This window comes from Pseudoalteromonas sp. MMG005 (assembly GCF_018101015.1).
GTDB lineage: Bacteria > Pseudomonadota > Gammaproteobacteria > Enterobacterales > Alteromonadaceae > Pseudoalteromonas > Pseudoalteromonas aurantia.
This window is the reverse complement of record NZ_JAGJEK010000007.1, coordinates 191,064-198,077: the sequence shown is the minus strand read 5'-3', so window position 1 is coordinate 198,077 and position 7,014 is coordinate 191,064. Positions and strand designations below refer to the sequence as shown.

Sequence of the window (7,014 nt, the reverse complement as noted above, 5' to 3'; positions counted from 1 at the left end):
TTAAATAATGGTTTTTCGAGTGCGCAAGTGATTGTATTGATCATTAATATAACATTTTTTAATTTCTACAAGTGTTCCATAATTCTGCTGAAAATATTCAGATGTCGGTATTGAGGCATCTTTGAAACTAATAAACGCACCATATGCTCCCTCAATATCTGCACTTCTACTGGCGGAGATCCAGTCCATAGCTCTATTTGTATCAACATAAACAGCATTATTTTGCTGCTCAACTTTATTCTTTAACTCTTCGTTCCACCATGTTTGATATTGAATCGTATATAAACAATGTTGATACGGAAATGACACTCCAAGTTGTGGCTTCTTTTGATCTAATTGCTGATAAAAATCTCCAACAATCGCCCCTAATGTGACATAGCTAAACAACCCTAACCCACTATTTTCACTCTTCACTAATTCTGAGGTCAACGTGCTTAGCAATTGTTCATAACCACGCTGTGTTAAACCTTCGGGTTTAACCAACTTTGAAGTAATTTTATGTGGTGCAGGCGCATCATAATCAGGGGTAAACGCGTGCTGATGCCGCCCTAAAATTGAATGTAATAATGTATTATAATCGGCAATACTTTCGCGTGCCCAATGGCTGAGTAATGCATGATCATAATCGTATTGTTGCTTATTGTTTTGACTAAGAATCAATCGCTTGCCGCCCACTTTGGATGTACTAACACGAGGCCTACCGTGCATCGGATTAACGAAGGTATCGTTGATATACTTGTCCAATGCTTCCTTTGTGCCTTCCCAATATCCAAACATGGTGCATGGATGATATAGCTCATTAATGTTTGAATGGGGTACTTTTGCAATAGCATTAATTTTTAAATTGGTACCCAACAAGTTTGCGGTTTTTTGTGACTGGATCGTTGCTTCCCACGCTTTGAGTATATCAATCGTTGGACAATCTTCTAACGGCACACATACTTCAATCGCCGGATCTGGTTTCATGAACTGATTCCAAACAATTTCAAATCGATGGATTTCATCTGGCAACACAAATGTTTTTACTTTTAGCTCGGTAATAATCCCCCAACTCATACCGCCGCCGCCACGTAATGCCCACAAAATATCGCTATGACAAGCCTCTGAGACTTCAACCACTTCACCATTGCCCAATACCACGGTTGCGCCAACAAGGTATTCACAACACATACCGTGTTTTCGGGTCCAAGGTCCCCAACCTCCCCCTTGAATAAACCCAGTTAAACCAACCGTTGCACACGTACCATGAGCAATCATTCTGCCTTCAGCAGCAAGCAATGGTGTTAATTGGTAGAAACGATAACCTGCGCCAATCGTCGCAACTTCCGTTTTTTCATCGTAACAAAATTGCTTAATTCGACTGACATCAATCAAAATAGTATTGCTGCCACTACATTCCCCTTCATGATCATGACCTCCTGAGCGCACTCTAATCGGTAAGTTATATTCAATAGCGAGTTTATAAATAAATTGCACTTCAAGTGTGGTCTCACACAATGCAATGGCAAATGGATGAGCTTGGAAACGCGTATTAAACACCATAGCTTCTGTTTGATAATTGTTTAAACCCGCAACATCACTCAGCCCATTTAGCTTTTGAGTTAAAAGACGCTTTGCTGAAAACCCACCTTCAATGGCTGACTGATAAAACAAGTTAAAATTATTTACCGTCGTAGCAAATACACCTTGAATCGCGTTTCGTTGCTGTTGAGGATCCGGATTTTCTGATGTACCAGAACGCGCTAAATGGTTACTCAATGTATCGACAAGCTTTTGTATTCTATCTTGTTCACTCTGCATGGCTTCAATTCCTTATAGGCTAAATAGTCAGTGTTCTTTTCTTTTAGTATTCAAAATTTATAACTGAAATAATATTACACAGTCTTACATTAGTTCGAATTGTGCATTTAAGAAAGCTTGACTTTAAGGATGTAAAATTTACAATAACATCATTCGAACATCATTCGAATGATGTTACTTAGTAATTTAACTTCGAGGTATATATGGCACCAGCTCCCAAGTACAGTCATGAAAAGCAACTTGAAATGATTTTAAATGCCGCGGAAGAATGCATTAACGAATCATCCGTGACCGATTTCACTATGGCTAAAATCGCTAGAACAGCTGGTTTATCTATGGGGTCTGTTTATAAGCATGTGCAAAGTAAGGAAGACATTGTGCTTGCGCTCGCTCACCGAGCATTCTTACATGTCAGCGGTATTTTCAATCAAGTCTTGTCTTTACCCATTTCCACACCTGAGAAAATCCTTGCAATCGAGTTTATTGATCCCAAAAAAATGCAGCGCTTTGGATTCGATAACGACCTGCTTTCTTATGCGACCAATGAAGCCGTGATCAGCCGCGCTTCCACAACATGGACAGAAAAAATGATCATGGCCAATACCGCCTGTGAGCAATTATTTAAGTTAGCTTTAACAGATGGTATTAACTCTGGAGAGCTCACCACTGAGCTTAATTTGTCGCAGACCATTGAAGAAATAATGATAGGCTCATGGTCTCTGTCTGTTGGCTATCAACAAGTTCAACGCGTTAAGCAATTTAGGCAAATCGGTGAAGGCACAGATTCCCTACTTGAACCGCTGTCTGAGAATGACCCTATTATTCGCAGTTCCATGCGATTTCTCAACAGTTACCCTTGGCAACAGCCACTGACCCAAGAATCCATAAAAACCATACAAACCAGTTTGGAAAACATTCACTTACGCGACCCTAAGGGGGCATTATGAACATTAAACGTTGGCTAATATCGGTACTCATTTTGGGTGTTACTATCGCCTCATTAGGCTTTATGAAATTTACTCAGATACAAGCTGCGATAGCCTTTGGCGAGTCATTCCCTGAGCCGTCAGCATCGGTAAAATCAAGTTACGTGGAACGCATCGAATACAGTAAAAAAAGCAAAGTCATTGGCCAACTACAAGCAAAACGCACCTTAGATATTCGCAATGAGTATGCCGGCTTAATTGTAAAAATAAACTATCAACCGGGTGATTTTGTGACGCAGGATCAAATCTTGTTTGAGCTAGATACCAGTATTGAGCGCGCGAATCTTGCAGCCGCCAATGCAAGATTAACATTAGCAAAATCGACGCAAACACGCCTTGCTAAACTATTAGCACAAAAACGCGTTAGCCCAGACCAAGTTGACCAAGCAGACGCTGATGTCACGATAGCCAAAGCTGAAATAGCGAATTTAACCGCGGTTATCGATAAGAAAACCATCCGAGCACCGTTTAATGGACAAATCGGATTGACGCAATATCAACCTGGGCAACTTCTAGATGTAAATACACTGCTCACATCGCTCGTAGCACTTGATAACACGATATGGGTCGACTTTAAATTACCACAAACACTCCCTCAATTAATTGTAGGGGATGAGGTTAATATCCGTATCGTATCGACAAACATTAGTGAGTCTGAATTACTCATGGCAAAAGTTATCGCTAAGAGCGCCACGATTGATGTATCAGCAAGGCAACTTGCTTATCGAGCTGAACTTAAAAATAGTCAACAAAAACTGCATCATAATCAAATGGTATCAGTGGTCGTTTCTACACCAAGTAACCAAGTTCTTGCTGTACCATCCAATGCTATCGCACGGAACCACCTCGGTGCTTTCGTCTTTACATTAAGCCAGGATGACACCAAGAATTGGCGCGCTAAATCGATTCAAGTTGAACTCGGTGAACGCCAAGGGGATTTACAAATCATCACCAACGGCTTAGCAGGTCACGAATTTATAGCAACCGAAGGGGCATTTAAACTCAAAGACCAACTGCTTGTTTATACCCAAGTTCCAGCTGACACATCGCTTAAGGGGGAGTAATGAGTGCACTACATGAAAACAAACCCTCATTTATGGATATTTTTGTTAACCGTCCGGTTCTTTCGATAGTTCTATCGTTACTCATCATTATGGCAGGACTCAATGCCGCCAATAAAATATCAATACAACAATATCCAAAAATAGAAAGTGCTTCTCTGGTCATTAATACCGTTTATACCGGTGCTTCGGCTGATGTCGTCAAAGGCTATGTCACTGAACCTATTGAGCGGGTTGTCTCCTCAGTACCAGGCGTTGATTATGTCGACTCAGTAACTACATCGGGCTTAAGTAAAGTCACAGCATGGCTTCAACTCAACCATAATACCACCGATGCCTTGGCTGAAATGAGTACTCGCCTTGGACAAATTAAGTTTGAGCTGCCTACTGGCGCCGAAGACCCTGCGATTGAGATTGTTCGAGCTGACAGCCCTTATGCTGTTTTTTATCTCAATGTAGAGTCTCAATCTTTACCTCGTGGCGAAGTAAGTGACTACTTAACCAGAAATGTGGTACCGGGACTGACCGACATCAAAGGCGTCCAAAAAGTCACGCTCGAAGGGGGACGTAATCCTGCGATGCGTATTTGGTTAGACAACGACAAACTCGCTATTTATGATCTAAGTGCCAATGATATTTTTGCCGCATTACAAGCTAACAACACTATCGCAACCTTAGGCTATAGCGAAAACAAGCGTCAACGTATCGATTTGCTGGCCAATACCAGCTTAAAAAGTGTCGCTGACTTTAATAACCTTATAATTAAAGAAGTAAATGGCAGCCAATTACGACTCGGTACAGTTGCAAATGTAGAGATCGGTGAAGCACAAGGGATGGTAACGGCTCGACTTGATTATGATGACACTGTATTCCTCGCTATTTGGCCGCTACCTGGAGCCAATGAAATTGACATTGGTGATGTGCTTTACACTAAGCTAGATGAACTGAATCAGCAATTACCGCATGGCATGCAAATTACCATTGGGTATGATGGCACGTTATACATGCGTGATTCGATTAAAGAAATATTCACCACATTAGCTGAAACTGTGCTGCTGGTTGGGATTGTCGTCGTGGCTATGATGGGATCATTTAGAACTGCGCTCGTGCCACTAATCACTATTCCTATCTCTATTTTTGGCGCTGTTGCTGTTATCTCATTGATTGGTTTTTCTCTGAATCTTCTCACTATATTAGCAATCGTATTGTCTGTTGGCCTTGTGGTTGATGATGCTATTGTGGTGGTTGAAAATGTTGCTCGTCACATGCGTGAAGGTAAACCACGGTTGCAAGCTGCTTTAATTAGCTCACGCCAATTGCTAGTTCCTGTGATCGCAATGACTTTAACACTTGCCGCCGTCTATGCACCTATTGGCTTCCTGACAGGGTTAACTGGCTTCTTATTCAGAGAGTTTGCATTTACTTTGGCAATTGCCGTGTTAATTTCTGGTGTTGTTGCTGTCACTTTATCTCCAATAATGAGTGCCTATGTCAGCCCTGAAGGAGGTAAGGAAGGTCGGTTAACACGATTAGTAAATAGCTATTTTGACCGCTTACAAAATGCGTACTTCAAGCTTTTTGACACATTGTTCAGTATGCGTCCACAACTTATTTTTATTGCCGTGATACTCTCGTTATTAGCTGTGCCTTTTTATCTATTGTCTCAAAAAGAGCTTGCGCCAATTGAAGATCAAAGTTCGATTCAAGTGGTCGTTGAGGCGCCGCCTGAATCATCTCAAGCCTACACTGCAAGCAAAATGAATGACACAGCTGAGGTTATGAATAACACCGAAGGTGGAAAGTTCACTTGGCAAATAATCACTGCTGCAGCTGGGTTTGGTGGCGTAGAACTTGCTCCTTTTGAGGAGAGAGAACACTCTGTTCATGATTTATTATTCGATTTATATGGCCGCCTAGGCAGCGTGACAGGCCTGAGTTTATTCCCAATTTTACCTGCATCGTTGCCAACTGCAGGCCAATTTGATGTTGAAATGGTGGTGCGTGCCAATGACGATGCCATTACGATGAAAAAGTATGCCGATGAGATCATCGCAAAAGCGAACGCCAGTGGCAGCTTTCTCTTTGTTAACACAGATTTGAAACTCGACCTTCCACAAGCCGAACTAAAAATAGACCGTGAATTAGTGGCCGATTTAGGGCTGAATTTGGCGTCAGTTAATGAGCAACTCAGTGTATTGATGTCCAATAATTTTGTTAACTACTTTAATAAAGAAGGTAAGGCGTTTCGCGTTATCCCCGTTGTTGACAGTGGGGAGCGTTATAACCCTGAAAGTATCTTAAATATGAAAATTCGCACAGCAGATGGTGAACTCATACCCGTTTCGTCATTTGCAAGTCTTGATACGTTCACGAGTCCGAGAGTGCTCGGGTCTTTCAACCAGCAAGCATCATTTAGAATTTTTGCGGGTGTTCTACCCCATATCACCAAGGAGCAGGGTCTTGCCAATATTGAAGCCATTGCGAATGATTTGTTACCGACCAACTATTCAATTGATTATGCAGGTGAGTCTCGACAGTTGCGAAAAGAAGGTAATACCATGGTTGGGGTGCTGTTTGTCTCCATGATCATTGTATATTTTGTACTCGCCATTCAATTTAATAGCTTTAGAGACCCGCTCGTCGTGTTGTTGGGCTGTGCCCCTCTGGCGTTATCGGGCGCATTAATGTTGCCATTTTTGTCATTAACAACCATCAATATTTACAGCCAAATCGGGTTAATCACATTGATTGGATTAATTGCTAAAAATGGAATTTTAATCGTCGAATTCGCCAATCACCTACAGTTAGAAGGTAAATCAAAGCTTGATGCTGTAAAAGGTGCAGCAAGTACCCGTTTACGTCCAATATTGATGACAACAGGCGCAACTGTGTTAGGTCATTTTCCTTTGGTGCTGGTAACTGGTGCAGGCGCTGAAGCACGGAACAGTATCGGCATCATTCTCGTTGCAGGTATGCTAATTGGTACTTTCTTTACCTTGATTATCTTGCCGCTATTATATCAACTCATAGCAAAAGACCATCGTGGTGAAGTGGAGTCTGAGCACGCACTAACCACGACCCCAGTTCCTACGGCACTGTAAATACGTGAGAAGGCGGTACAAGTGTACTGCCTTCCTCATTCTCAACCAATAAACGACAAGAAAATC

Annotated in this window: 4 protein-coding genes; 3 read left to right on the top strand and 1 reads right to left on the bottom strand. The window is 41.8% G+C overall.

What is annotated here, in order from left to right:
- Window positions 1-1,800 (bottom strand): FAD-dependent oxidoreductase, encoded by a 1,800-nt coding sequence (locus tag J8M01_RS07600; RefSeq protein WP_211057581.1) that lies wholly within the window; start codon window positions 1,798-1,800, stop codon window positions 1-3.
- A gap of 203 nt (window positions 1,801-2,003) precedes the next feature.
- On the opposite strand from J8M01_RS07600, the gene J8M01_RS07595 reads away from it, so the two are divergent.
- From J8M01_RS07595 to J8M01_RS07585, 3 genes are read left to right on the top strand one after another with little or no spacing between them, the layout of a single operon-like run.
- Window positions 2,004-2,747 carry a TetR/AcrR family transcriptional regulator gene (locus J8M01_RS07595; protein WP_210997900.1) on the top strand — a complete coding sequence of 248 codons (744 nt, stop codon included), beginning with the start codon at window positions 2,004-2,006 and terminating at the stop codon, window positions 2,745-2,747.
- Window positions 2,744-3,850, top strand: coding sequence for an efflux RND transporter periplasmic adaptor subunit (locus tag J8M01_RS07590; protein ID WP_211057580.1), 1,107 nt, complete (start codon window positions 2,744-2,746; stop codon window positions 3,848-3,850). Before J8M01_RS07595 ends, J8M01_RS07590 begins: the two co-directional genes overlap by 4 nt.
- Window positions 3,850-6,948 (top strand): efflux RND transporter permease subunit, encoded by a 3,099-nt coding sequence (locus J8M01_RS07585; RefSeq protein WP_210997902.1) that lies wholly within the window; start codon window positions 3,850-3,852, stop codon window positions 6,946-6,948. Before J8M01_RS07590 ends, J8M01_RS07585 begins: the two co-directional genes overlap by 1 nt.
- Window positions 6,949-7,014 lie beyond the last annotated feature (66 nt).

What these genes read in the sequence shown, in the direction of transcription:
- J8M01_RS07600 (WP_211057581.1), bottom strand. Translation starts at nt 1,800, where the DNA reads ATGCAGAGTGAACAAGATAGAATACAAAAGCTTGTCGATACATTGAGT.
- J8M01_RS07595 (WP_210997900.1), top strand. Translation starts at nt 2,004, where the DNA reads ATGGCACCAGCTCCCAAGTACAGTCATGAAAAGCAACTTGAAATGATT.
- J8M01_RS07590 (WP_211057580.1), top strand. Translation starts at nt 2,744, where the DNA reads ATGAACATTAAACGTTGGCTAATATCGGTACTCATTTTGGGTGTTACT.
- J8M01_RS07585 (WP_210997902.1), top strand. Translation starts at nt 3,850, where the DNA reads ATGAGTGCACTACATGAAAACAAACCCTCATTTATGGATATTTTTGTT.